Annotated in this window: 22 protein-coding genes; 10 read left to right on the top strand and 12 right to left on the bottom strand. The window is 72.0% G+C overall.

The window, feature by feature from the left end; all coding sequences use genetic code 11:
- The first annotated feature begins 217 nt into the window (after positions 1–217).
- A complete protein-coding gene (locus CHC11_RS23360) occupies positions 218–730 on the top strand; it encodes an O-acetyl-ADP-ribose deacetylase (protein ID WP_089313942.1) in 513 nt (170 codons plus the stop codon).
- A gap of 35 nt (positions 731–765) precedes the next feature.
- On the opposite strand, the gene CHC11_RS23355 is transcribed toward CHC11_RS23360, so the two are convergent.
- The 3 genes from CHC11_RS23355 to CHC11_RS23345 all read right to left on the bottom strand — a co-directional run bounded on the left by CHC11_RS23355 (position 766) and on the right by CHC11_RS23345 (position 3,778).
- Complete coding sequence (locus CHC11_RS23355; protein WP_089313941.1) at positions 766–1,239, bottom strand: universal stress protein; 474 nt, start codon at positions 1,237–1,239, stop codon at positions 766–768.
- Positions 1,240–1,317: 78 nt separating this feature from the next.
- Positions 1,318–2,106 carry a TIGR03084 family metal-binding protein gene (locus tag CHC11_RS23350; protein ID WP_089313940.1) on the bottom strand — a complete coding sequence of 263 codons (789 nt, stop codon included), beginning with the start codon at positions 2,104–2,106 and terminating at the stop codon, positions 1,318–1,320.
- 55 nt (positions 2,107–2,161) lie between these two features.
- Positions 2,162–3,778: an AMP-binding protein gene (locus CHC11_RS23345; protein ID WP_089313939.1), complete on the bottom strand. Its 1,617-nt coding sequence runs from the start codon at positions 3,776–3,778 to the stop codon at positions 2,162–2,164.
- 132 nt (positions 3,779–3,910) lie between these two features.
- Between CHC11_RS23345 and CHC11_RS23340 the strand changes: the two genes are divergently transcribed.
- Positions 3,911–4,732 carry a class I SAM-dependent methyltransferase gene (locus tag CHC11_RS23340; RefSeq protein WP_245919639.1) on the top strand — a complete coding sequence of 274 codons (822 nt, stop codon included), beginning with the start codon at positions 3,911–3,913 and terminating at the stop codon, positions 4,730–4,732.
- A 37-nt stretch (positions 4,733–4,769) separates the two neighbouring features.
- On the opposite strand, the gene CHC11_RS23335 is transcribed toward CHC11_RS23340, so the two are convergent.
- Positions 4,770–5,528 (bottom strand): SDR family NAD(P)-dependent oxidoreductase, encoded by a 759-nt coding sequence (locus tag CHC11_RS23335; RefSeq protein WP_089313937.1) that lies wholly within the window; start codon positions 5,526–5,528, stop codon positions 4,770–4,772.
- Between the two features lie 175 nt (positions 5,529–5,703).
- On the opposite strand from CHC11_RS23335, the gene mshA reads away from it, so the two are divergent.
- The 3 genes from mshA to CHC11_RS23320 are packed head-to-tail and all read left to right on the top strand — an operon-like array spanning position 5,704 to position 8,412.
- Positions 5,704–7,014, top strand: coding sequence for a D-inositol-3-phosphate glycosyltransferase (mshA, locus tag CHC11_RS23330; RefSeq protein ID WP_089313936.1), 1,311 nt, complete (start codon positions 5,704–5,706; stop codon positions 7,012–7,014).
- A 49-nt stretch (positions 7,015–7,063) separates the two neighbouring features.
- Positions 7,064–7,555 (top strand): type III secretion system chaperone family protein, encoded by a 492-nt coding sequence (locus CHC11_RS23325; RefSeq protein ID WP_089313935.1) that lies wholly within the window; start codon positions 7,064–7,066, stop codon positions 7,553–7,555.
- Positions 7,556–7,584: 29 nt separating this feature from the next.
- Positions 7,585–8,412, top strand: a complete 828-nt coding sequence (locus CHC11_RS23320) for a phosphoglyceromutase (RefSeq protein ID WP_089313934.1) — start codon at positions 7,585–7,587, stop codon at positions 8,410–8,412.
- A gap of 228 nt (positions 8,413–8,640) precedes the next feature.
- On the opposite strand, the gene CHC11_RS23315 is transcribed toward CHC11_RS23320, so the two are convergent.
- Together CHC11_RS23315 and phoU are read right to left on the bottom strand one after the other, a co-directional pair.
- Positions 8,641–9,735 (bottom strand): WD40/YVTN/BNR-like repeat-containing protein, encoded by a 1,095-nt coding sequence (locus CHC11_RS23315; RefSeq protein WP_218826212.1) that lies wholly within the window; start codon positions 9,733–9,735, stop codon positions 8,641–8,643.
- A gap of 94 nt (positions 9,736–9,829) precedes the next feature.
- On the bottom strand, positions 9,830–10,492 hold the full coding sequence (gene phoU / locus CHC11_RS23310) for a phosphate signaling complex protein PhoU (protein WP_089313932.1): 663 nt from the start codon (positions 10,490–10,492) through the stop codon (positions 9,830–9,832).
- A 176-nt stretch (positions 10,493–10,668) separates the two neighbouring features.
- Between phoU and CHC11_RS23305 the strand changes: the two genes are divergently transcribed.
- Positions 10,669–11,877, top strand: a complete 1,209-nt coding sequence (locus tag CHC11_RS23305; RefSeq protein WP_089313931.1) for a sensor histidine kinase — start codon at positions 10,669–10,671, stop codon at positions 11,875–11,877.
- A 5-nt stretch (positions 11,878–11,882) separates the two neighbouring features.
- The gene (locus CHC11_RS23300) at positions 11,883–12,554 is read left to right on the top strand and encodes a winged helix-turn-helix domain-containing protein (protein ID WP_483860531.1); all 672 of its coding nucleotides are present in this window, start codon (positions 11,883–11,885) and stop codon (positions 12,552–12,554) included.
- Between the two features lie 32 nt (positions 12,555–12,586).
- On the opposite strand, the gene CHC11_RS23295 is transcribed toward CHC11_RS23300, so the two are convergent.
- The 5 genes from CHC11_RS23295 to CHC11_RS23275 all read right to left on the bottom strand — a co-directional run bounded on the left by CHC11_RS23295 (position 12,587) and on the right by CHC11_RS23275 (position 18,587).
- Complete coding sequence (locus CHC11_RS23295; RefSeq protein ID WP_089313929.1) at positions 12,587–13,915, bottom strand: tyrosine-type recombinase/integrase; 1,329 nt, start codon at positions 13,913–13,915, stop codon at positions 12,587–12,589.
- Complete coding sequence (locus CHC11_RS43525; RefSeq protein WP_089313928.1) at positions 13,915–14,130, bottom strand: helix-turn-helix transcriptional regulator; 216 nt, start codon at positions 14,128–14,130, stop codon at positions 13,915–13,917. The genes CHC11_RS23295 and CHC11_RS43525 overlap by 1 nt, the downstream gene beginning before the upstream one ends.
- Entirely contained in the window at positions 14,127–15,662 is a 1,536-nt protein-coding gene (locus CHC11_RS23285; protein ID WP_089313927.1) for a replication initiator, read from the bottom strand. The genes CHC11_RS43525 and CHC11_RS23285 overlap by 4 nt, the downstream gene beginning before the upstream one ends.
- Before the next feature lie 547 nt (positions 15,663–16,209).
- Positions 16,210–16,983, bottom strand: coding sequence for a DUF4097 family beta strand repeat-containing protein (locus tag CHC11_RS23280; RefSeq protein ID WP_089313926.1), 774 nt, complete (start codon positions 16,981–16,983; stop codon positions 16,210–16,212).
- A 638-nt stretch (positions 16,984–17,621) separates the two neighbouring features.
- A complete protein-coding gene (locus tag CHC11_RS23275) occupies positions 17,622–18,587 on the bottom strand; it encodes an AraC-like ligand-binding domain-containing protein (RefSeq protein ID WP_245919697.1) in 966 nt (321 codons plus the stop codon).
- Positions 18,588–18,745: 158 nt separating this feature from the next.
- On the opposite strand from CHC11_RS23275, the gene CHC11_RS23270 reads away from it, so the two are divergent.
- The 3 genes from CHC11_RS23270 to CHC11_RS23250 all read left to right on the top strand — a co-directional run bounded on the left by CHC11_RS23270 (position 18,746) and on the right by CHC11_RS23250 (position 22,208).
- The gene (locus CHC11_RS23270) at positions 18,746–20,305 is read left to right on the top strand and encodes a class I adenylate-forming enzyme family protein (RefSeq protein WP_089313924.1); all 1,560 of its coding nucleotides are present in this window, start codon (positions 18,746–18,748) and stop codon (positions 20,303–20,305) included.
- Positions 20,302–21,681 (top strand): class I adenylate-forming enzyme family protein, encoded by a 1,380-nt coding sequence (locus CHC11_RS41545; RefSeq protein WP_179278963.1) that lies wholly within the window; start codon positions 20,302–20,304, stop codon positions 21,679–21,681. Before CHC11_RS23270 ends, CHC11_RS41545 begins: the two co-directional genes overlap by 4 nt.
- A gap of 140 nt (positions 21,682–21,821) precedes the next feature.
- A complete protein-coding gene (locus CHC11_RS23250; protein WP_179278962.1) occupies positions 21,822–22,208 on the top strand; it encodes an ATP-binding protein in 387 nt (128 codons plus the stop codon).
- Between the two features lie 213 nt (positions 22,209–22,421).
- On the opposite strand, the gene CHC11_RS23245 is transcribed toward CHC11_RS23250, so the two are convergent.
- On the bottom strand, positions 22,422–23,360 hold the full coding sequence (locus CHC11_RS23245; protein ID WP_143227208.1) for a hypothetical protein: 939 nt from the start codon (positions 23,358–23,360) through the stop codon (positions 22,422–22,424).
- Positions 23,361–23,424: the final 64 nt, after the last annotated feature.

The raw sequence follows: 23,424 nt of genomic DNA, 5'->3' as shown, positions 1-23,424 counted from the left end.
TCTGCTGTGGGGTCTGTCCAGCACTGGTCACGCCCGGCGTTCCGCATGGACACCCCCCTGCGTCCGGCCGGACGAAGTCGGACGGGCCACACCGCCCCCCGGCGGCTCGTCCGCCATGAGCGTACCGCCGGGAAGCGCCCGAACGCGTTTCGCGTGCGCCACGGGCGAGAATTCTTGTTCTCTGACGGGATTCGGCACTGCGAAGGATCGGCGGCACATGAAGATCACTCTTGTCCACGGCGACATCACCGAGCAGAAGGTCGGCGCGGTCGTGAACGCGGCGAACTCGTCGCTGCTGGGCGGGGGCGGGGTGGACGGAGCGATCCACCGCAAGGGCGGCCCGGAGATCCTGGAGGAGTGCCGCAGGCTCCGCTCGTCCCACTACGGCGGCGGCCTGCCGACCGGCCAGGCGGTGGCGACGAGGGCCGGGCTGCTGCCCGCCGCATGGGTGATCCACACCGTCGGCCCCGTGTACTCCTCCGCCGAGGACCGCTCCCACCAGCTCGCCTCCTGCTACCGCGAGTCCCTCCGCATCGCCGACGAGCTGGGCGTCGGCTCGATCGCCTTCCCCGCCGTGTCGGCCGGCATCTACGGCTGGCCCATGGACGATGCCGCCCGCATCGCGGTCGGCACCGTCCGGGGAACCCCGACCCAGGTGATGGACGCCCGCTTCGTCCTGTTCACCGAGGCCGCCTACGACGCCTTCGAGCGCGCCGTGGGAGCGCTCTAGCGTTCATCGGTTCCAGCGGGCGCGGGGGGAGCGCCTCAGCCCTCGTCGTCCTCCTTCGGCGGGGGCACCACCAGGACCGGGCGGTGGGCGTGGTGCAGCACGCGCGTGGACACGCTGCCCAGGATCACCGACCGGGCCCCCGCCAGACCGCGCGAGCCGGTGACGACGAGGGAGGCGTCCAGTTCCTCCGCGACGTCCACGATCGCGGCCCACACCGGCCCGCCGCCGCGCTCGGCGCGCACCGCCACGCCGGTCAGCCCCGCCTCGGCGGCGATGTCGGCGCCCTGCTGGGCGAGCCGCTCGGCCTGCTTCTCCTCCTCGTACTGCTCGCCCTCGTCGATCCGGCCGGCCACGGGCACCGCGGCGGCCAGGGGCGCCCAGGAGATCTGGGTGAACAGCGGCTCCCACACCGTCATGATCACGGTCGGCTCGTCACGCAGGTGCCGCGCCACGTACTCGACCGCCGCCCGCGCGTCGTCAGAACCGTCGTATGCGATGAGAACTGTCATACGGTCAACTTCTCCACCCTCGGGCGCCGCGAACGCGAACGCCGAGGTCAGTGGCGAATCTCTCAGCGCACGGATCCCTCAGGCGCGGGCCGGGGCGCGGCCGGTGCCGGGCGGGCCCGCGAAGGCCTGCGCGACGTCCAGCCAGCGGTCGGCGCCGGGGCCGGTCGCGGTGAGGGCCAGGTCGGCGCGGTGGCGGCGCTGGGTCACCGCGTGGCAGAAGTCGAGGGCGGGACCGGTGACCGACTGGCGGGCGTCCGGCGGGCCCCAGGTCCACTCGTCGCCGTCCGGGCCCCGCAGGACGACGCGGAACTCCTCGGCGGGCGGCTCCAGCCCCCGGTTGCGGAACGCGAAGTCGCGGGTGCGGACGCCGATGTGCGCGACGTGCCGGAGGCGGCGCGTGGGCTCGCGGCGCTCGCCGAGCGCGTCGGCGACGTCCTCGCCGTGCGCCCAGGTCTCCATGAGCCGCGCGGTCGCCATGGACGCAGCGCTCATCGGCGGGCCGAACCAGGGCAGGCGCGTGCCCGGCGGGACGGCGGCGAGGGCGTCCACCATCCGGAGGCGGCCCTCCCGCCAGCGGGCGAGCAGCCGGGCGGGTTCCTCCCGGGCCCCCTCCCGCGCGCCGGCCTCGACGTAGCCGCCGGGGTCGGCCATGGCCTCCCCGACGATCCGCGCGAACGCGGCGGCGTCGGTGGCCGCGACGGCCGCCTGCGCGTCCGTCCAGGCCAGGTGCGCGATCTGGTGCGCGATCGTCCAGCCCTCGGCGGGGGTCGGGTCCGCCCAGCGGCCGGCGGCCAGCGGCGCGACGAGGGCGTCGACGGAGTCGCCCTCGGCGGCGAGGTCGGCGAGCAGGAGCTTCAGATCCGGCATCCCGCAATGATCCCGTGCCGCGGGGCGCCCGGTACAGGGCCGGACGGGGTCCCGTTCAGCCGAGGAGGTCGCGGGCGGCGGCGTAGTCGGCCTTGCCGTTCGGCAGCCTCAGCCCGCGGTCGGTGCGCACGAACGCCTTCGGGATCTTGTAGCGGGCGAGGTGGGCGGCGCACCCGGCGCGCAGCTCCGTGTCGGAGGGGGCTCCGGACGGGCCGACCACCGCGACGATCTCCGTGCCCCAGCGCTCGCTCGGGCGGCCGACCACCAGCGCGTCGGCGACGCCGGGCAGGCCGCGCAGGACGGTCTCGACCTCTTCCGCGAACACCTTCTCGCCGCCGGTGTTGATCGTGGTGGCCTCGCGCCCGTGCACCTCGACGGCGCCGTCGGCGAGGAGCCGGGCCCGGTCGCCCGCGACGACGAGGCGCTCGCCGTCCACGGTGAGGAACGTGGCCGCCGTCTTCACCGGGTCGCCGAGGTACCCGAGCGGGATCGCGTCGCCGCCCTTGGCCAGCCAGCCGAGCTCGTCCTCGCCGGGCGCGAGCCGCCGGGACCGGTCCGCGCTGAGCACGGCCGTGCCCGCCGCCGCGCGGAACGTCCGCGCGTCCGGGCCGTGCCGGGTGACCTGGAACCCGCTCTCGGAGGAGCCGAGGACGTCCACGAGCCGGGCGTGCGGGAGGAGCTGGAGGAGCCGCGCCCGCACGCCGGGGCTGACGCCGGCGGCGGAGTTGATCAGTGTCCGCAGCGAGGCCAGGTCGTGCGGGCGCGCCTCCAGCGCCGCGACGATCGGACGGGCGAACGCGTCCCCGACCAGCGGCATCCGGGTGGCGCGCTCGCGCTCGGCGGTGGCCATCAGGTCGGCGGCGTCCAGGCCGTCCACCCGGTCGGGGAACACCACGCAGCCGCCGCCGCACCAGCCGCCGAGCGCCGACCACGTCCCCCCGCCGTGCATGAGCGGCGGCCCGACCAGTACGCGGACGTCGCTGCGGACGGCCCGCTCGACCGCCTCGCCGAGGTCGGTGAGCGGCGCGCCGTCGCGGCGCCGCATGCCGAGCGGCCCGGCCATCAGGTCGCCGATCCGCCACAGCACGCCCTTCGGCAGCCCCGTCGTGCCGCCGGTGTAGAGGATGTGCAGGTCGTCCGGGCTCGGACGGCCGGGGAGGGGCTCGCAGGACGCCTTGGCGAGCGCGTCCTCGTAGTCGAGCGCGCCGGGCAGGAGGGCGGCGCCCGAGTCGTCCGCCACCTGGAGCAGGAGCGGGCCGGTGCCGAGCCTGTCGATCACCCGGCCGATCGCGTCGGCGAACCGCGCGTGGTAGAGGACGGCGGCCGGCCGGGCGTCGGCGAACAGCTGGGCCAGCTCGTCGTCCACGTACCGGTAGTTGACGTTGAACGGCGCGACCCTCGCCTTGTGCGCGCCGACCAGCCCCTCCAGGTACTCGGGCCCGTTGTGCAGGTAGAGGGCGAGATGGTCGTGGGGCGACTCCCACGGCTCGGACGCCGCGCCGCCGCCGTCCCGCGTGCGCAGGCCGAGGCCGCGGGCGTGCAGGACGTTCGCCAGCCGCCGCGTCCGGTCGGCGACCTCGCGCCAGGTCATCCGGCGTTCGCGCCACACCAGGCACTCGCGGTCGGGGATCGCGGCGGCGATGGCCTCGTGCAGGGTCGCCAGGTCGAGCATCGGCACTCCTCCAGGGGACGGGGCGTCGGCAGCACCGTAACCGATGACTTACCGAATCCGGTTCAGCGGGTGGGCTGCCACCGAAGTGAACTGGCGTACGGGGCATAGCGCCGGACCCCCGACAATTACCCCGTGCCCCCTGTCCCGAGGCCGCGGGGGGAGGTGACCCGCGGCACCACCGCCCCCAACCGGCTGCGCCGGATCGACCGCTGGATCGCCGCCACCCAGACCGCCGCGCTGCGCTCGGGCGCACGGCCGCTGGCCGTCGACCTCGGCTACGGCGCGTCCCCGGTCACCACCTTCGAGCTCTACTCGCGCCTCCGCCCGGTGTCGCCGCGCCTGGAGGTCGTCGGCATCGAGATCGAGCCGGCCCGGGTCGCCGCCGGGGTCGCCTTCGCCGCCGCGACCGGGCCCCACGAGGGGCTCTCGTTCCGGCGCGGCGGCTTCGAACTGCCGGTGCCGCGCCCGCCGGTGCTGGTACGGGCGTTCAACGTGCTGCGGCAGTACGACGAGGCGGCGGCATGGCGCGCATGGGACGAACTGCGCGCGCGCCTCGCCCCCTCCGGCGTCCTGGTCGAGGGGACGTGCGACGAGATCGGGCGCCGTGCCGTCTGGGTGACGTTCACCGAGGACGGCCCGGCCACCATCACGTTCGCGGCCCACGTGCGCTCGCTCGAACGGCCGTCCGCGCTGGCCGAGCGGCTGCCCAAGACGCTGATCCACCGGAACGTGCCGGGCGAGCCCGTCCACGACTTCCTGACCGCGTTCGACCGCTGCTGGGCGACCGCGGCGCCCCACTCGGCGTTCGGTCCCCGCGCACGCTGGGTCGAGGCCGTGTCGCTGCTGGCGCTGAGTCATCCCGTCCTGTCGCGTCCCCCGTACGGCGGCCGGAACCGGTGGCGCCTCGGCGAGGTCACGCTCCCCTGGAGCGCCGTCGCGCCCCACTCGCGGTGACGGCCTACTCGCGGTGACGGCCTACTCCTGAAAATGCCTACTCGCGGTGGAGCTTGTGCGGGGCCGCCTGGACGCGCGGCTGGACGTCGATGCGGTCGATGTTGACGTGCGGCGGGCGGGTGACGGCCCAGGCGACGCAGTCGGCGACGTCGTCGGCGACCAGCGGCTCCGGGACGCCCTCGTACGGCTTGGCGGCCTTCTCCTCGTCCCCCCGGAAGCGGACGAGGGAGAACTCCTCGGTCTTGACCAGGCCCGGCGCGATCTCGGTGACCCGGACGGGCTCGGCGACCAGTTCCAGGCGCAGCACCTCGTTGACCGCGTAGGCGGCGTACTTGGCCGCGTTGTACCCGCCGCCGCCCTCGTAGGGGGCGTGCCCGGCCAGCGAGGTGATGTTGACGACGTGGCCCGCGCCGCTCTCGACCAGCTTCGGCAGGATCGCCTTGGTGACGCGGACGAGGCCGATGACGTTGCTGTCGTACATCGACCGCCAGTCCTCCAGGTCGGCGGTCGCCACGCTCTCCAGGCCGAGCGCCCCGCCGGCGTTGTTGACCAGGACGTGGCAGGCGCCGACGGCCGCCGCGAGCGCGTCCACCGACTCCTGCGAGGTCACGTCCAGGGTGAACGGCGCCATCCTGCCCGCGCCCGGGACGCTCTCGGTGATCTCCCTGGCGAGGGCGTCGAGCCGGTCGCGGCGCCGCGCGGCGAGCACGACGTTGAACCCCTCGGCGGCCAGGCGCCGCGCCGTGGCCGCCCCGATGCCGCTGCTTGCTCCGGTCACAATCGCCGTCTTGCGCATGCGTCCAGTCTTCCCGGTGGGTGAGCGTGGATCGGCAGAGTAAGCCGGAACGGCAGCCTATCCGCGCGTCGTTCGCGGGTGAGGTGCGTCACTGTGGCGGGGCGGCGCGCTTGTCCCCCTGACCGAGGGAACACGGAACCCGGTCGATAGGTTGCACTGTCGGAGGTGGTGTCGGGTGTCGCGTCGTATCAGCCGGGTTGCGACGATCAGTGTGCATACGTCCCCTCTCGACCAACCGGGCACCGGCGACGCGGGCGGTCTGAACGTCTACGTGGTCGAGGTCGCCAAGCGGCTCGCCGCCAGGGGCGTCGAGGTGGACATCTTCACCCGCGCGACCTCGCGGGCCCTCCCGCCCGCCGTGGAACTCGCGCCGGGCGTCCTCGTCCGCAACGTGGTCGCCGGGCCGTTCGAGGAACTCGACAAGGCCGAGCTTCCCCGGTACCTGTGCGGGTTCACCTCCGGGGTGCTGCGCGCCGAGGCGGCCCACGAGCCCGGCCACTACGACCTCCTCCACACGCACTACTGGCTGTCCGGCCAGGCGGGCTGGGCGGCCAAGGAGCGGTGGGGCGTCCCGCTCGTCCACTCCATGCACACGATGGCCAAAGTCAAGAACGCGGCCCTCGCGGACGACGACAGGCCCGAACCGGCCGAGCGCGTCCTCGGCGAGGAGCAGGTCGCGGCGTCGGCCGACCAGCTCGTCGCCAACACCGCCGAGGAGGCCGGAGAACTCGTCGACCTCTACGGCGCCGACTCCTCCCGCGTCGCGACCGTCAGCCCCGGCGTCGACCTGTCGCTGTTCCGCCCCGAACCGCCGTTCATCGCCCGCGGAGCCGGCCTCCTCCCGCACCGGACCGGCCCCGCCCGCCGCCGCCTCGGCCTGCCCCGCGACGCCTACGTGCTGCTGTTCGTCGGCCGCATCCAGCCGCTGAAGGCCCCCGACGTGCTGCTGCGCGCCGTCGCCCGCATGCTCGCCGACGACCCGGCGCTGCGCTCGCGGCTCGTCGTCGCCGTCGTCGGCGGCCCGAGCGGCTCCGGGCTGTGCCGCCCCGCGGGCCTGCAACTGCTCGCCGCCGAACTCGGCATCTCCGACGTCGTGCGCTTCGAGCCGCCGTCGCCGCAGCAGGAGCTGGCCGACTGGTACCGCGCCGCGGACGTCACCGTCGTCCCGTCCCACAGCGAGTCGTTCGGGCTCGTCGCCGTCGAGTCCCAGGCCTGCGGGACCCCGGTCGTGGCGTCCCGCGTCGGCGGTCTGTGCACGGCGGTCGCCGACGGCGAGTCCGGCGTGCTGGTCCCCGGCCACGACCCCGCCGACTACGCCGCCGTCCTGCGGCGCCTGCACGCCGAGCCCGGCCTGCACGCCCGCCTCGCCCGCGGCGCCGTCCGGCACGCGCACGGCTTCGGCTGGGACGCCACCGTCGACCGGCTGCTCGAGGTGTATACCGGTGCCATGCCGGTGCCGGCCACGGCCGCGCGGGCCACCGTATGAGCCGAGCCGACCGGGGGCGCGGGGGAGCCGCCCTCCAAGGGGGAGACACGTGACCATCGTCGAGACCATCCGCGAGACGCTGAGATCCAACGAGCTGGAGTTCGAGGAGCCGCGCGAGAACGCGTTCTTCGTCAAGCTCCCCGGGCAGCACAAGCTCGCCACCATGACGTGGCTCATCGCCGGCGACCACTCCCTGCACGTCGAGGCGTTCTTCTGCCGCCGCCCGGACGAGAACCACGCCGAGTTCTACCGGTTCCTCCTGGAGAAGAACGGCCGCATGTACGGGGTCGCCTTCGCGCTGGACGACGTGGGCGACGTCCACCTCGTCGGGAAGGTCCCGCTCGAAGCGGTCTCGCCGGAGGAGATCGACCGCCTCCTCGGCTGCGTCCTCACCTACTCCGACGAGAACTTCGACAAGGCGCTGGAGCGCGGGTTCAAGTCGTCCATCCAGCGCGAATGGGACTGGCGCGTCAAGCGCGGCGAGAGCCTCGCCAACCTCCAGGCCTTCGCCTCCTTCGCGGACCCGGCCAACCGCGAGTGACCCGCGCGGGGCCGCTAGGCTCTGGTGCCATGGCGACCCTGGTATTGCTCCGGCATGGCGAAAGCGTCTGGAACGCGGAGGGGCTGTTCACCGGCTGGGTGGACGTCGACCTCTCCGCCAAGGGCGAGAGCGAGGCGACCAAGGGCGGCGATCTGCTGCTCGACGCCGACATCACCCCCGACGTGCTGCACACCTCCCTGCTGAAGCGGGCCATCCGCACCGCCAACATCGCCCTTGACGTGGCCGACCTGCTCTGGATCCCGGTGAAGCGCTCCTGGCGCCTCAACGAGCGCCACTACGGCGCCCTCCAGGGCAAGAACAAGGCGCAGACGCGCGAGGAGTTCGGCGAAGAGCAGTTCATGACGTGGCGCCGCTCCTACGACACCCCGCCGCCGCCCATCAAGGACGACGACCCCCTGTCCCAGGTCAACGACCTGCGCTACGCCGAGCTGCCGTCCGAGCTGATCCCGCGCTCGGAATGCCTCGCCGACGTCGTCGACCGCATGCTGCCGTACTGGTACGACTCGATCATCCCCGACCTGGCCGCGGGCAAGACCGTCATGGTCGCCGCGCACGGCAACTCCCTGCGCGCCCTGGTCAAGCACCTGGACGACATCTCCGACGAGAAGATCGTCGGCCTGAACATCCCCACCGGCATCCCGCTCGTCTACGAGCTGGACGACGACTTCTCCCCGCTCAAGCGCGGCGGCGAGTACCTCGACCCGGCCGCCGCCAAGGCCGCGATCGAGGCCGTCAAGAAGCAGGGCGCGGGCAAGGCCGAGCCCGCCGCCAAGCCCGCCGCGAAGAGCCCCGCCCCGAAGGACGAGCGCAAGCCCAGGCGCGGCAAGCGCAAGTAGCCCCGAGGGGCCGCCCCCGGGTGGCCCCTCGCACGGTGAACGCGGGCGGGCGCGGTCACCCGGAGCCGACGCTCGCCGGGACGGGACGACGGTCGCGGCGGTGGATGTGCACGGCCACGGCCGGCCCGGCGAGGGTGAGCACGGCCGCCACGGGGAAGAGCGAGCGCAGGCCCGGCCCGTCGCTGATCAGCGTCCCGCCGAGCCGGCCGGCGAACGCGGCGGCTGCGGTCAGTGGGTGAGGGTGAGGCGGGCGGCGCGGCCCTTCTCGCCCGCGGCCCAGCAGCCGCCGTCGGGCGCGCAGTCGACGGTGTCGAAGCTCCCGGCGTCGAACCGGGTCCACGTCCGGCCGCCGTCGAGGGTGCCGTCACTGCCCGTGGGTCCCACGGCCAGCGCGGCCGGGCCCGCGTACGCCGGCCACACGACCCCCGACCGGTACTCGGCCGGCGGGCGCCGCGCGGGACGCCACGTGCGGCCCCCGTCGCCGGTCGTCGCCGCGGCCGCCGGGGACGGCTGCCCCGGCCGGTAGTCGCCGCCGACCGCGACGCCGTGCCGGGCGTCGCGGAACGCCACCGCGAACACGCCCTGGGACGGACTGGACGGCAGCGGCGTGTCGGCCACGGTCCAGGTGAGGCCGCGGTCCTCGGAGTGGAACACGCGCGAGCGGGACGCCCCGCCCGTCGCCAGCCACACGTCCCGCGGCCCGTGGCTCACCAGGCACTGCCCGCTCGCGGCGAACCCGGCCTCGCCGTCCAGCGCCGGGGGCATGCCCCTGGACGGCAGGACCCGCCAGCTACGGCCCGCGTCGCCGGTGGCGATGATCCGGAACCGGCCGTCCACGGGGTCGCTGACGGCCAGCCCGTGGCGGGAGTCGAGGAACGTAACGCAGTCGTAGAACGCCCTGGGATCGTCGTTGTGGAAGCCGAGCGTCCAGGTGACGCCGCCGTCCGAGGTCTGGTAGACGCGGGACGCGTCGCCCTCGCCGATGGCCAGCACGACCGCCCGCCGCGCGTCGAACGCCTCGACGTCGCGGAACTCCAGGCCCTGCGCGCCCGCCGGGGCGACGTCGCGCCACGTGCGGCCGCCGTCGGCCGTCCGCAGCACGGTCCCGCCGCTGCCCGCCAGCCAGGCGGCCTCGCGGCCGACCGCCGCCAGGCCGCGGAACCGCGCCTCGCTCCCGGTCGGGGTGAGCCGCCAGGCGGGCCCGTGCGCCCCCGGCGTCGCCCGCGCCGACGCGGCGCCCGGCACCCCGAGGGACGCCGCCGCCACCGCCCCGCCCACCCCGGCCACCGTGATCGCCCGGACCAGCGCCCGCATCGGTCTCATGACGCGCAAGCTAACGAACGTTGATCAAGCCGTCCAGACCCATCGCCCTCCGCGCCTCGCCGGCACGGCGAGGGCGCGGGCGGGGCCGGCCGGTTCAGGCCGAGTCGATGATCTCCTCGGGGCGCTGGCCGGTCACCAGGTAGACGACGTTCTCCGCGACGTGCACGGCGTGGTCGGCGAAGCGCTCGAAGTAGCGTCCGGCGAGCGTGATGTCGACGGCCGGCTCGACGCCGTGCCGCCACTTCGGGGACAGCAGGATGTCGAACAGGCGGCGGTGGAGGCGGTCCATCTGGTCGTCGTCGGCGTCCAGTTCCAGGCCCATCTCCACGTCCTGGGACGCGATCACGCTGCCCGTCTTGGCGATCATCCGCTCGGCGATCTGCCCCATCTCCAGGACGATCGCCTGAAGCTCGGGCGGGACGGCCGACTCGGGGTGGCGGCGCCGGGCCGTCTTGGCGATGTGCACGGCGAGGTCGCCCATGCGCTCCAGGTCGCCGCTCATCCGCAGCGCGGTGATCAGGGTCCGCAGGTCGCCGGCGACCGGCTGCTGGCGGGCCATCAGGTCGAACACCGTCGCCTCGATGGCGGCGTCGATCTTGTTGACGTGCTCGTCCCCGCTGATGACCTCCTCCGACAGCCGCAGGTCGGCGTCCAGGAGGGCGGTCACCGCGCGGGCCATCGCGGACCGGACGAGGCGGGTCATCTCCACCAGGCTGTCGGTGAGGGAGTCGAGTTCCTCGTGGTAGGCGTCGCGCACTTGGGAATCCTTCGATCTGAACCGGGGGCGGGCGGGCAGGGCGGACTCGCCCACGCCACAGCCTGCCCCACGGGCGTGAACGCATCCGGTGGGAAAGGTGAACTTTCGGGTAACGAGAAGGCGCTGACCAGGCCAGGGGGGAGGCGTTACTCCGAACGCCGCTTACGATCCGAGGTGTGGAGTTCGAGATTGTCGCGAGCCTCACCGGGCTCGCCGGGCTCGCGATCGGGCTCGCGACTGGATTGGCGGTGCGGGTGAGCGAGCGAGCCCAGCGGACGGCGGTTGCGACGAACCCGGTGGGCAGCCTGCCGCCGGGCGTCGCCTCGGTCCTGAGCGTCCTGCGGTCCTCGGCCGTCGTGCTGGACGGCGAGGACCGGGTCCTGCGGGCCAGTTCGGCGGCGCGGGCGTACGGCCTGGTCAGCGGCGACCACCTCGTGGTGGACGAGGTGATCGCGATGACCCGGCTCGTCCGCCGCGACGGGGAGATCCGCGAGACCGAGATACAGGTCGGCTCGAACGGCGGCCGCCGCCGGGCCGACGGGCGCTGGTTCGCGGTCCGCGTCGCGCCGCTCGGGTCGCACGGGCTCGTCCTCGTCCTCGCCGAGGACCTCACCGACATGCGCCGCACCGAGGCGATCCGCCGCGACTTCGTGGCGAACGTCAGCCACGAGCTGAAGACCCCGGTGGGCGCGCTGTCCCTGCTCGCCGAGACCGTCGAGGGCGCGGCCGACGACCCCGAGGCCGTCCGCCGGTTCGCCGGCCGGATGCAGTACGAGTCGGTGCGGCTGAACAACCTCGTCCAGGACCTGATGACGCTGTCGCGCGTCCAGGGGGACGAGCCGCTGCCCGAACTCACCCCGATCACCCTTGAGGAGGTGATGGCCGAGGCGCTCGACCGCTGCCAGATCAAGGCGGTCGCCAAGGACATCCAGCTCGCGGCCGGGGGCGAGGACGGGCTGCGGGTCCGCGCCGACCAGGAACTGCTGGTCACCGCGCTGCGCAACCTCGTCGACAACGCCGTCGCCTACAGCCCCGAGCACACCCGGGTGGTGGTGACGACCCGGCGGTGCGACGAGACGCACGTCGAGATCAACGTGACCGACCAGGGCATCGGCATCCCCGAGGCCGAGATCGAGCGGATCTTCGAGCGGTTCTACCGGGTCGATCCCGCCCGCTCCCGCCAGACCGGCGGCACCGGCCTCGGCCTCGCCATCGTCAAGCACGTCACCAGCAAGCACGGCGGCGACGTCACGGTGTGGAGCAAGGAGGGGCACGGGTCGACGTTCACGATCAGGCTCCCCCTGATCGACACGCCGCGCCGCCGGGCGGCCGGGACGACCGCAGATCCAGCCCCACCGAACACCGCCCGGGAGGCAACACCGTGACCCGCGTGCTCGTCGTGGAGGACGAGGAGTCCTTCAGCGACGCACTGTCTTACAACCTGCGCAAGGAGGGGTTCGAGGTGGCCGTCGCCGCCACCGGCCCCGACGCGCTGGCCATCTTCGAGCGCAACGGTGCCGACCTCGTGCTGCTCGACCTGATGCTGCCCGGGCTGCCCGGCACCGAGGTGTGCCGCGAGCTGCGCGCCCGCTCCAGCGTCCCGGTGATCATGCTGACCGCCAAGGACAGCGAGGTCGACAAGGTCGTCGGGCTGGAGCTCGGCGCCGACGACTACGTCACCAAGCCGTTCTCCACCCGGGAGCTGATCGCCCGCATGCGGGCCGTGCTGCGCCGCCAGGGCGAGGTCGAGGAGCCGACGCCCGCGACGCTGGAGGCCGGGCCGGTCCGGATGGACGTGGAACGCCACGTGGTCAGCGTGGGCGGCGAGCCCGTCCAGCTCCCGCTCAAGGAGTTCGAGCTGCTGGAGGTGCTGCTGCGCAACGCCGGCCGCGTCCTCACCCGGATGCAGCTGATCGACCGCGTGTGGGGCGCCGACTACGTGGGCGACACCAAGACCCTGGACGTCCACATCAAGCGGCTCCGCGCCAAGGTCGAGCAGGTGCCGTCCACACCGCGCTACATCGTCACCGTCCGCGGCCTCGGCTACAAGTTCGAGCCCTAGCAGACCGCTGTGACCTGCGTTTTCCGTCGCGGTCATGGCTGTGAGGGCACATTCAGGGCACTTGCGCTTCCGATCTTGCCCGGCTGGTCGAAGAACTGATCCATGGCCAGGCGGGCGCGGTCGGCCGCATCGGGCATCAGGTGCGCGTACGTCCGGAGCGTGAAACCGGGGTCAGCGTGCCCGAGGTACTCCGCCACTGTGCGGACGTCGACGCCCGCAGCGAGCCATGCGGAGGCCGCCGTGTGGCGAAGGACGTGCATCCCGTTCTCAGGTGTCTCCGGAACTCCGATGCTTCTGCGGACCAGATGCCACGTGTAGTTGAAGACGCTCCCGTGATGAGGACGGCCACTCGACCGAGCGACCAGGAGCCGCGCAGTGTGCGGCGGACCGTCCGGAGTCTTCCAAGGCAAGGTCACTTCCACCGGTGAGTTACCGGCGATGTGAGCCGAAGCGCGCAGCGCGAGCGAGTTGGGCAGCGGCACGTCACGTTCCTTGTCCCCGTTGGGGAGGCTGAACACGAGCTGATTTTCGACCAACCGCACTTGCCGCCGGACGTGGATGACGCGATTGCCGAGAAAATCGAGGTCATCGACGGCCAGACCGAAGATCTCCCCTTGCCGAAGGCCCGCTCCGACGCCGAGGTAGACCATCAGGGCATTGTCGCCGAGGGCCACGGCCGCCGACTCCACCTGGTCGAGCGTCCAAGAAACGATCTTCTTCTTCGCAACCCGAGGCGGCTTGACCGAGCTTGCCTTGGTCGGGTTCCGGTCCACGATGCCGTCTTCCATCGCCGCCCGGAAGATCGTTGACAGCGTGTCGAAGATCCGCTTGATGTAGCCCGGAGAGAGTCCCTTGCCCTCCAGGCTCTTGATCCACTGTTGGACCAGGCTGGGACGCTGGGCGAGGACGGTCATGGACTGCTTCCCGATGATGCTGGGAGCGCCCACCGGTCGCCGGCTCTTCCTCTGGCCCGGACGCGGCCTCACGTCGATGATGTGAGCCAGCCGCTTATCAACGTTCCACAGAGTGTTTGGATCACCGGTCAGCCCACTACGCCACTGACGCGCGAAGTCCTCCAGAAGGATCTTCCCGCGCGCAGGGTCCATGTACGTCCCCGCATCGAGGTCAGTCCGCACCTTCGCATCGAAGGCGTCCGCGCACGTCTTCGGGTCCTTCCCCGCCTTCCGGGCAAAGTTCTGCTTGCACTGCTTGCCCGCCTCGTCTCGCCAACGGACCTGCCAACGGTCACCCTTGCCGTGATCCTTGCTGGGGAACAGCTTGTGCTCACGGCATGCAGTGACTGCATGATCCTGCTCATCAGTACGCGGCTTGTTCGTGTGCCACCGGTCATAGACGGCCATTACGCGGCCGCCTGCTGCTCACGCAGCCAAGCGAGGACATCAGAAGGCAGGTAGCGCAGACGACGACCCGCCCGAGCGGCTTTCGGTCCCTTGCCGAGGTAGCGCCATTGGTGCAGTGTCGCGACCGGCACGCCGAGGTAGTACGAGGTCTCCTCGACCGACCACGTCCGATCCCATGGCAGCGATGAAACCGCCGGACCAGCGCTAGCGTTCACGCCGCCTCCTGAGCTGCCGAGAGTTCGGGGCTTTCGTTCTGTGTCGCGGCGTCGAGTTGGCGGCGCCGTTGGATGCGTTCGTTGATCAGGTGCAAGAGGCGCGCTTCGGTCGGTTTGACGTCGGGGTCGGCCGGGCCGGCGCGTTCCCAGATGTGGACGGCGTTGGGGTCGGCCGGGTTGGAGACGGGGACGCCAGCCTCAGCGAGCCGAGCCAGCACCCACGCCTTACGGTCGGCCTTGTGATCGGCCAGCGTCTTGCCCGACCACTTGCGGGAGACCAGGACGCGGCGGCCGCCGTAGCCGAGGTGTTCGCGGCGGTGGGCCTTGCCCTTGCAGAAACCCGGGGCCATGCCTTCCCGCGGATTCTTGGGCTGGATCCCGTAGCGCAGCCAGTTCGCGCACGTGGGCGAGCACGGCTCATACCGGAGCGCCTCAGCCATCCGATTGACGTGCTCACGCTGCGCGCCAGTCTCGGCCGTGTGGCATTCCGCGACACCTTTGACCAGGTACTTGGTCAGGTAGCCGATCAGCTTGCGGGACTGGGGAGAGTCGGGCATGACGCCTTGTGCGTCGATCTGCCGCCCGAACTTCACCACGTGCAAGGGTTCGGCGTCTTCGTCCAGGCCGAGCGCGTCCAACGCGTCATCCCACGCCGGAAGCACTTCCCCGGTCGCGGGATCAAGGTAGCCACCGCCATCCTCGCCCGCCACGTCATCCCAGACCGGCAGGTGATCCCCCTCGAAGACCACGCGATCCGTCGAGGGCCACCACACCTGGTGATACGTGGCCGCGACTACTTGCCGCAGTTCGGCGCGGGAGATGGTTCCGCGTATGGCCATGTGCAGGTGGGGCGCGTGACGGCGTTGCGGTTCGACGGTGGCGAAGTACTGGACGTCGTAGCCGACGAACCGGCGCAGGTTCTGCACGAACCGGTCCACCAGCTTGGAGAAGTGCAGAGCATCCCGAGCCGCCCGCGTGTAGTCGTAGCCGTTCGGGTCGACCGGTGTCCCGTCCGAGCGCACCCGCCCGTAGGAGTCGAGGGTGAGCGTGAGGAAGATCGAGGGCCGGAACGTCCTCCCGTCGCGGCCCGTGTAGACCTTGCCGAGGGTGCGGGAGTCCACCGGACGCCGAGGAAGGTCGGGCGCGTCCTGCCGCCGCCGGGTGGAACGTGTCCGCCGGCCTTTGGCGTCCTCAGCCGTCTTGAGGGCACCACGAACCCCGGTCCGTTCGAGCTCATTGTCGAGGTCACGCACCACGGCATCCCAGAACCCGACGTCTTCGCCCTCGGCCGAACCCACCTCGGCCGCCTCGTCCCTAGCCGCCGCCGCTTGCGCCCGCAGTTCCATCCAGGTGCGTTGCTCGTCGTCGGGATCGGCGCGCGTGATGACTGGTTCCTTGGTGAGGTGCCAGCCCTGGGAGCACTGCACGGCCCGCAGCTTGCGCTTTCGCTCGGCGCACGAGGGGCACACCGAGGCCAGCGTGTGACCGCACGGCACATAGATGACCTCGGCCGCACCGGTGTTGAGGTCCACTCGCCGAACAGTTCCGCGAACGACTCATGACCGCCCGCGAGGCCGTCCGCCAGTACCAGTCCGAACAACGCAACTGACTTCTCTTGCTTGCCGAATTGGGCTGTTTTGGATCAAGGGGCGGCGGCGCTCAGGCCGCTGCGCGGCCCCGCGCCAGGCCGCCCGGAGCGTGCGGCGTGGGCGCCGGTCACCGGACGGCCGCGCCGGGCCGCGCGCAGCGCCACGCCCGCCGGCCACGCCCCGACCGCTCCCCGCAGGGGCGCGCCGCCGCCGTAGCAACGGATTACTCCGTTGGCTGGGTTCCAGTGGTTCGCCGGGCTGGAAGGGCGGTCATCCATGAGGTTCACAGAGCTGCTGGCATCAAGGCTTGGCTCTGGCTCGCAGGAACCTGGTGGCCGCTGGCCGAGGTTACTACCTGGAATACCTGGATTCATATTTGTGCGCGGCTCGTACTTTCATCGCGACTTAAAAGGTGCAGGGCCCGGCGGTGCCGGGCCCTGCGGATCGAGCGATCGTTGATCGTTACCGGTGGTAGACGCTTCCGCGGTCGTTACCGGTAGTAGACGCTTCCGCCGGAGGTGCTGGCGGTCACGGTGTTCCGGTCGTAGCGGCCGGAGATGGTGATGTTGCCGCCGGAGGTGCCGGCGGACAGCATGGTCGGGTGGTCGGCGTGCGCGTAGATGTCGCCGCCCGAGGTGTTGAGGACGGCGACGCCGGTGACCCGCCGGGCGGTGACGTCCCCGCCGGAGGTCGTGGCGTTGAGCACGCCGCTGGTGTTGTCGATGACGACGTCGCCGCCGCTGGTCTTGAGCACGGTGGTTCCGTCGACGTCGGCGACGTGGATGTCGCCGCCGCTGGTGTGCAGGTTAGCGTTGGTCAGCAGGCCGGAGGCGGTGATGTCGCCGCTGCGGGTCGTCACGGTGACCCGGACGCCCTTGGGGATCCGGACGGTGACCGTCAGGTGCCCCGCAGCGATGCCAGCGTTGCCGCCGATGGCGACGCCGCGTCCCCCGAAGTTGTTGACCTGAACCGTTCCGTTGCCGATGACGACGCTTCCGAAGACGTTGCCGCCGACGATGGTGACGCCGTTGCCGCTGACGACCATGCCGCCGTTGGAGACGATCGTGGTGCCGGTGATGGCGGGAACGGTCAGCTTGTTGCCGACCAGGGTGGCCTTGTTGGCGGCCTCCTCGAACTGGGAGCCGCTGGCGTCGAGGGTGGCCTCGACGTTCTTGCGGAGTTCGTCGACGACGATCCGCACGTTGGCCGAACCGGCCTCGATGAAGAGGGTGTCGGCCTTGGGCGCGGTGAGAACGCGTCGCATGGTGAAGCTCCTTCTCGCTTGGTTTGTTTTGCACCCCGTTGAGTCGGAGGTGCCAAGCAAGACCGTGCGGAGCAACGCGCGGTGCGCCACTGCCGGACCGCATCTCAGTGACGTACTGCATGAGGGAGGGCGACGACTGTGAGCCCTCGTGCATGAACGGAGCAATGCCTTCCGGAGTCACGCCTTCTCGGCGATCGGTGGACAAGCACGTTGTTCCATGGCTGTGTAGGGCACATCGAGGGCACATGAGGGCGCGAGCAATCGCGAAAAGATGAGAACTGGCCAGAGGCTCCGTGGCAGGTCAAAGCCATGAGCGCTTCTATCGCCCCTGGTCCGTCACGACGGCATGAACTACAAGTTCGAGCCCTAGCCGACTGCTGTGACCTCGATCTTGCCCGCCTGGTCGAAGAACTGTTCCGTGGCCACGCGGGCACATGGCGCACACCGAGTCATCCCGGCCGGCCACGGCCGCGCGCTGCGTGGGGCGGAAGGGGAGATCGGGGGAGATGGTGTGCTGTGAACCCAGCCCGATCACATCCGCGGGACGCCCTCAAGAACGTGCGTTCCGCGGCCCCGGGAACAGTCGGGGGCCGGCTTGACGGGCCCGCCGGTGGGCACGCCGTCGGCCGCGAACCGGCTCAAAGGCGCGTCGTGTCGCACATCGAGAAAGTGGCTCTTCGGTGCTCGCGGGGGCTCATGCCGTAGCGGGCCCGGAAGGCGCGGCTGAGGCCGGGCGCGTCCGGCAGGCCCCAGCGGGCGCCGATCTCCGCGATGGATCGTTCCGCGAGCAGCGGGGAGCCCAGGTCGTCGAAGCAGCGGCGCAGCCGCTCCTCGCGCAGCCAGCGTCCGAACGTGGTGCCTTCGCGGGAGAACAGCCGGTGGAGTTGGCGCAGGGAGATGTTGTGGGCCGCGGCGACCTTGAGCGGGCACAGGTACGGGTCGGACAGGTGCAGTTGCATATGGAGCTGGACTCGGCGCAGCAGTTCCTCTCCCGGTGAGGCGGGCGGGCGGTCAAGGCCGGTGAGGGGGGCGAGCGCGGTCGCGACGAGGTCCAGCGCCATCTCGGCGAGCCGCTGCCCGGTCTCCGGACTGGCGGTGTCCGCCGCCCGAACGGCATTGATGAGGAAGGGGGAGACCAGGCGGCCGATCATGGAGTGCACCGCGATGCGGTGGGCCGTGGCGTCGGCCGCCTCGATGCCGCGCTCGCGGAGCGCGGCGCGGGGGAACTGCAGCACCAGGTGATCGAACTGCGGCCCCTGGAAATCCACCAGGTAGGGGCGCGCGCTGTCGAACAGCGCAAGGTCGCCCGGTTCGAGGACGGCCCTCCTCCCGTCCTGGTGGCCGACGGTCCGGCCGCGCAGCTGCAACGCGAGCAGGCAGACGTCCTCTTCCGCCGCCCGCAGGTGGCGGCGTGAACGCTCGGCGGTCATCGGATCGGTCAGGATGCGGGTCGCCTGGATCGGCCCGACCTGGTGGTTCCGCACCATGCCACGGAAACTTCCGCCGCTGGTCTGGGCTACGTCCAGCTTGATGAAGGTCGAGCAGATGACCTCATGCCAGTACGCGGTCCGATCCCCCGGCGGGACTTGGTCAGTGGAAATCACCTGTCCCACGCGACCAACGCTAGGCCGGATGCCGCGGGGAGGCAAGGCGGGACTTGTCGATGCGTGCCAGATCGCTTGTCGCTCCGTGCAAACGGTCGTCCGCGGACCGCACCCGCCTCTTAGCGTCGGAGGTATAGCCGACCTCACGAGGAGGAAAGATGCTGATCAGGGCGGGAATGCTGCCGGTGGACGCGGCGGCGCGGTTCGCCGGGAAGACGGCGCTCACCACGGCCGAGGGGACCCAGACGTTCGCGGAACTCGACGCGTCGGCGAACCGGGTCGCCACCGGCCTGGCCGCCCTCGGGATGGGTGAGGGGGAGCGGGTCGGGGTGCTCTCCCACAACCGGGCCGAGGTCGTGCACGCCTGGTTGGGATGTGAAAGGGCCGGCATCGTCCGGACGGTCCTGCACAGCCACTTCGACATGGCCACGCATGCGGATCTGCTGGAACAGGTGGACGCCCGCGGGCTGATCTTCGATGTCCGCTTCGCCGGGGCCGTCGAGGCGCACCGGGACCGGCTCGGTGACCTCTTGCTGATCGCGATCGGCGACGAACCGCCCTCCTGGGCGATCCCGTGGGCGGAGATGCTGGCGGCCGGGTCCCCTGCGGCCGAGCCCCTGGACCTGGACGAGGACTCCCCCGCGTTCATCCAGCCCACGTCCGGCACCACGGGCTCTCCCAAACCCTGGACGGTCAGCCATCGTTCGTGGGCGGCGGTGGTCGACCAGAACCTCCACCATGTCGACACGTTCGCACCCGGGCTCGCACCGGTCGGCCCCTCCGACGTCGTGCTGCACGCGCACGCATTGCAGTGGGCGACGGGATTTCAGCTGTTGTACCCGTACCTCGTCCGCGGCGCCCGGACGGTGCTGGTGGACGACTCCGCCTTCGACCCCGTCCAGGTCCTGGACACCATCGTCTCCGAGGGCGTCACCGGCCTCCTGCTGCCGGCGCCGATGCTCGACCCGATCCTCGACCTCATCGAGTTGCGCGGCGGCGTCGAGCACCATGTGCGCAGGCTGGTGGTGTTCTTCGCGACCCCCGAGATCCTGGAGCGCACGACCGCGCTGCTGGGGCCGGTGTGGTGCCACGGGTTCGGCTCGACCGAGCAGGGCGCGGTCACCACCCGGCTTCTCGCGTCGGAGGTCGCCGAGGATCCGGCGCGGATCGCCAGCGTGGGACGGCCCGCGTCCCCGTTCTTCGAGGTGGCCATCGTCGACGACGCCGGCCGGCGGGTCCCCACGGGCCGGCTGGGCGAGATCGTCGTCCGCAGCGCGATGTCGATCGGCCATTACTGGGGCATGCCCGATCGCACGGCGGGCGCCTTCCTGCCCGGCGACTGGTTCAGGCCCGCCGACGTCGGCCATCTCGACGGGGACGGGTTCCTCTATTACGTCGACCGCGCCGCCGACTCGATCCCGACGACGTCGGGGAGCGTGTACCCGCACGCCGTGGAGGCGGCCGTGCTGAAGCACCCGGCGGTGGCCAACTGCGGTGTCGTCGGGCTCGGGGACGACCGGGTCGTGGCCGCGGTCGTGCTCAAGGAGGGCCTCACCGACACTCAGGCCCTGCGGGAGGAGATCGACCGCACGGCCGCGCCGGGGCTGTTCCCGCACGAGCGCCCCGAGATCGTCGTGCTCGACGAGCTGCCCTGCGTGCTCGGCGGGGCCAAGGTGCAGCGCGCCGTCCTGCGCGAGCGTTTGGCGGCGGAGTCGTGAACGCCACCCGGGCCGCCCTCCTGGCCGCCGGATCACGCGTACTGATCAGCGATGACGCGGGCTGCAAGCGCACCGGAGGCGAACTCGCCGGGCGTGTCGACCGGCTCGCCGGGGCCCTGGCCGAGCGCGGCCTGAGGGGCGGGCGGATCGGGCTGTGGCACACGAACGCGATCGCGGCCGTCGAAGCGTCCCTCGCCGTCGAGTGGCTGGGTGCGACCAGGGTTCCCGTCGATCCCGGCGCCGTGCCCGCCGAGGCCGCCTCGATCTGGAAGGCCGCCGGTACGGACGCCGTCCTGGTGGACCGCGAGCACGCCGGTGCCGATGCGCTGGTGCACGATGACGACGAGCCGCTGACCGGCCCGCCGGTGCCTCCCGAGCCGGAGGTCCCCTCGGACCGCACCCTGCTGCTCTACCCTCGGGCCGTCCGCTCCGGGGAGCTGATGGCGGTGCCGATCTCGTACGGCAACTGGGAGGCCACGATGGCCGCCAACATCGCTCTGTATCGCGGTGGCGGCTACGGCCCGGGCTTCGGGCCGGACGAGTGCTTCCTCGGCGTACAGCAGCTGATGCACGGCACGGGACTCGTGGGGACCTTCCCGTTCCTGCGCATGGGGCTGCCACAGGTGATCATGCGCCGGTTCGACGCGGACGCCGTCCTCGATCTGCTCCGGTCCGGCACGGTCACCTCGACCATGATGGTCACCGGCATGGTCTCCCGGCTCGCCGCCGCCGTGCGGAGGCGTCCGGGCGGGCTGGGTTCGCTGCGCCGCCTGCTCTACGGCGGGGCGCCTATGGAACCAGCGGACCTGCGGGACACCGCGCTCATGTTCGGGGACGTCCTCGTCCAGATCTATGGCCGGCTGGAGGGCGGCTGGCCCCTCACCGTCCTCGACCAGGCCGATCACCGGGCGGTGGCCGAGGGCGACATGTCCCGGGCGGGCAGCTGCGGCCGTCCCGTCGCCGCGGCCGGTGAACTGCAGATCGGGCCGTCCGGGGAGATCCGCGTCCGGTCGCCCATGGTGGTCGCCGAGTACGCCGACGCCGACGGCTGGTGCTCACTGGGAGACGTCGGCCGCCTCGAGAACGGCTACCTCCATCTCCGCGGGCGGCTCGATCGAATGATCAACACCGGCTACCACGTCTATCCCCAGGAGATCGAGGACGCCATTCGCCGTGTCCCCGGTGTGGCCGACGTGCTCGTATCCGGGGAACCCGACGAGCAGCACGGCGAGGCCGTCGTCGCCCATCTCGTAGCCCGCGGTGACGTCTCCCCCCGGTCACTGGTCGCCCACGTGGAAGCCGAGTTGCGGCCGCGATTCGCGCGGTACAAGCTCCCCCGCCGCTACATGGTCACCGGCACTCTTCCGAAGGAGTGATCACCATGCTGGTCAAGTCACAACTCGCCCATCGCAAACCAGGCCCGCGGGCGGTCGCGCCCGGCCGGGACTCGCCCGCGGCACCCGCGGGCGGCGCCGCCCGGGACTCGGGACCGGCCGTCCGCCCGGGAGGTGCCCTGATGGCCCGTGAGAGGAAGCGGATCGGCACGGTCACCCTTCCTGGCACCGATCGTTCGGTGGCGCACGCCCGCCGGTTCGTGCGCGAGGTGCTCGGGCCGGAACCGGTGGCCGACGCTGTCGAGCTGTGCGTCAGCGAACTGGTCACCAATGCCGTCCGGTATTCGGCCAGCGGCGACGGCGGCCAGGTCGCCATCGCCGTCATCGCAGACGGCGATGTGATCCGCGGTGAGGTGACCGACGACGGCGCGGCGGGCTCCACACCCCGCGTCAGGGACGAACCCAGCTGTGAGGGCGGACGCGGAATGATGATCGTCGACGCCCTCTCCACGCGCTGGGGCGTCACCTCGGCGCGATCCGGCACGACGGTGTGGTTCGAATGCTCCTGAGGGCTGTGCCCGCGCGCCGCTCGTGGGCGACGTGGGCGTCCCACCGGACGGGGCACGACGAACACGATGAGAACGCTCGGCTGGGAGACCCCGGCCGAGCGTTCTCGCCGAACTGCTGGTCGGAACCGTTGATCGACCGGTGTTGCGGCCACCCCTCGAACGCCCCCGTCGCTACGGGTCGTTGCCGTATGCGCGGCGCCGAGGGTCGGTGGGTCAGCCGGCCGGGGTCTCGGTGGGGGTCGCGGGCTGGGACGACTCCGGCCCGCCCTGCTCGGCGCCCGGGGACGGCGACGTGCTCGCCTCGCCGCCGGGCGTCTGGCCGGGCGTCTGGCCCGGGGTCTGGCCCGGGGTCTGGCCGCCCGGGGACTGCGGCGTGGCGGGGGAGACGGGCAGCGGGTAGCCGCCGAACTCGTCCTGCCGTGCCACCACGGGCACCGGGAACTCGACGGACCCGGCGCGCTCGAACCGCATCGTCAGCGGGACCGTGGCCCCGGCGAGCAGCTCCTTGCCGAGCCGGGGCAGCACCACCAGCGCCTGCTCCCCACCGGTGCTCGGTGTGGCCGACGGGCCGCCGCCCTGCGGCCCCGACGTGTTCTCCGAGGTCGGGGTCTCGGACAGGTTCGGCGTCGCGCCCTGGCCGGTCGGCGCGGGGGTGGCGCCGCCGGAAGGCGCCGCCTGGCCGGAGGGGCCGCCCGGCTGCCGCGTCTTCTTGCCGCCCTGCTGCTGCGGGGTGGGGGTCGCCGAAGGCCTGCCCAGCAGCTTGGTGAAGCTGCCCGTCCCGTCGGGGGCGGCGGGCGGCAGCGTGAGCGTGCCGCCCTCGATCTTCGCCTCGCCGCCGAACGCCGGGCTGCTGACCGAGACCAGGCGGTCCTGCCGGCCCTTCACCTGGTTGATGATCACACCGTAGAGGGCCAGCGACGTGCCGGCGGGGATCGGCCGTCCCGCCTCCGGGCCCAGCAGGAACATGTGGCGCATGTCGATCTGCGCGGCCCCCGGCTCGTCCTTCGGCACCGACACGTTGACGCCCTCGGTGAGCTGAGTGGGAGCGGCGGACTGGGGCTTTTCGCCGGCGCCGCAGCCGGAGACCACCGGCGCGATGGCGACGGCGCCCGCGATGGCGAGCACGACCATTCGACGGCTGTTTCGGATCACGGCGGCGGTCTCCTCGAGAAATATCAGATGAAGAGGTGGCTTCAGAAGTTGTGAGGCTGGCGTG

Source organism: Actinomadura mexicana (assembly GCF_900188105.1).
In the GTDB taxonomy this organism is placed as follows: Bacteria; Actinomycetota; Actinomycetes; order Streptosporangiales; family Streptosporangiaceae; genus Spirillospora; species Spirillospora mexicana.
Note: the sequence above shows the minus strand (reverse complement) of the source record. Positions and strands in the feature narration are given on the sequence as shown.